Annotated in this window: 2 protein-coding genes; both read left to right on the plus strand. The window is 67.2% G+C overall.

Annotation, left to right across the window (positions count from 1 at the left end; translation table 11 throughout):
• Positions 1 to 113 precede the first annotated feature (113 nt).
• Complete coding sequence (locus JUB11_RS32400; RefSeq protein ID WP_207462930.1) at positions 114 to 422, plus strand: transposase; 309 nt, start codon at positions 114 to 116, stop codon at positions 420 to 422.
• The gene (locus JUB11_RS32405) at positions 419 to 1315 is read left to right on the plus strand and encodes an IS3 family transposase (protein WP_207462931.1); all 897 of its coding nucleotides are present in this window, start codon (positions 419 to 421) and stop codon (positions 1313 to 1315) included. Before JUB11_RS32400 ends, JUB11_RS32405 begins: the two co-directional genes overlap by 4 nt.
• Positions 1316 to 1540 lie beyond the last annotated feature (225 nt).

Raw genomic sequence — 1540 nt, forward strand, 5'->3', positions numbered from 1 at the left:
TGATCTGCCGTCGGTGATGTTGGACACCGGACAACCCATATGGGAGTCCGATGAACGAGCCGAATGTGAACCAGAAGTTGTCAACCGAAGCCACTCCGAGGGTGGCGGACAAGGTGCCTCAGCGGTGGAGCGCGGCACGCAAGCGGGAGGTGGTCCTGCGGCTGCTGCGGGGTGAGTCGCTGGAGGCGATCTCCCGCGAGATCGAGGTCGAGCCCTATCGGCTGGAGCGTTGGCGCGAGCGCGCCCTGTCCGGTCTGGACGCCAGCCTGAAGGAGCGTCAGGAAGGCGACCCCGTGCAGACCGGGCTCGACGCCGCCTACAAGCGCGTGGGCGAGCTCAGCATGGAGAACGAACTGCTCCGGGAGAAGATCGCGCGACTTGAGGGTGGCGGGTCTTTTCAAAGGGCGAGGTCGCGTCGATGAGCGCGGCGATCTCGCCCTCCACCGGCCGGAGCTACGGCGTGCAGCGGGTCTGCCGTGTCTGGGCTGTGGCGCGCTCCTCCTTCTATTCCGCCTCCCACCGGCGTGCAGTGGACCGCCCGCCCCTGCGCCGCGGCCCGGCCCCGCCGGTCGATGAGGCCAGCCTGCTCGCCGCCATCCAAGCCGACCTCGCGGCGTCGCCCTTCCAGGGTGAGGGGCACCGCAAGGTGTGGGCGCGCCTGCGCTTTGGCCTTGGGCTGCCGGTCGGGCGCAACCGCGTGCTGCGGCTGATGCGCGAGCATCGGCTGCTCTCGCCCTTCCGCCGTCCGCCGCGTCCGGCCAACGATCATGACGGCACCATCCTGACTGACGCGCCGGACGTGCTGTGGGGAACGGATGCCACCATGGTGCAGACGGTGGAGGACGGGCGGGTGTGGATCTTCGCCGCGCTCGATCACTTCAACTCCGAGGTCATCGGCCAGTACGTCTCGACCGACGGCTCGCGCTTTTCTGCCCTGGAGCCGATCAGCCAGGCGGTGACCGCCCGCTTCGGTGGGGTCGCCGCCGACATCGCCCGCGGCATCAGCCTGCGGGCCGACAACGGACCGCAGTACACCGCCCACCATTTCACCGCGCAGGTGAAGCACTGGGGCATGACGATGAGCTATGCTTTCCCTTATCAGCCCGAATGCAATGGGGTGGCTGAGCGCTTCTTCCGGACCTTGAAGGAGCAGGCGATCTTTGGTCGGGTGTTCCGGACAGCCGCTGAGGTGCGGGCCGCGGTCATGGTGTTTGTGGAGCTCTACAACAGGTCCTGGCGTCTGGAACGGCTTGGCTACAAAAGCCCATTGGAATACCGGGCCCGGTACCAAGCCCAGCAGAGAGCCGCCGCATGAATGATCCTGCGGTTCGACGGGAAGACGACCGATCCCGCCGTCCCGACCTGGCTCCCGCACGGCCAGCGGACGATGGGGCGGTCAAGCACGGCCAAAGGCCGCCGCGGCAGCGGCTCGTGCTTGACGGCACCGAGTACGATGGCATTCTTGGCCCAGTCGGGAGTTGCTGCCCTGAGTTGTAGCCCTTAACCACTCTCCGGTGTCCAACCTATTGGTGGCGGTACA

The sequence above is a fragment of the Azospirillum sp. SYSU D00513 genome, assembly GCF_017356015.1.
Taxonomy (GTDB): Bacteria; Pseudomonadota; Alphaproteobacteria; order Azospirillales; family Azospirillaceae; genus Azospirillum.

Coding starts and splice junctions, on each gene's coding strand:
- JUB11_RS32405 (WP_207462931.1), top strand. CDS start 419: ATGAGCGCGGCGATCTCGCCCTCCACCGGCCGGAGCTACGGCGTGCAG.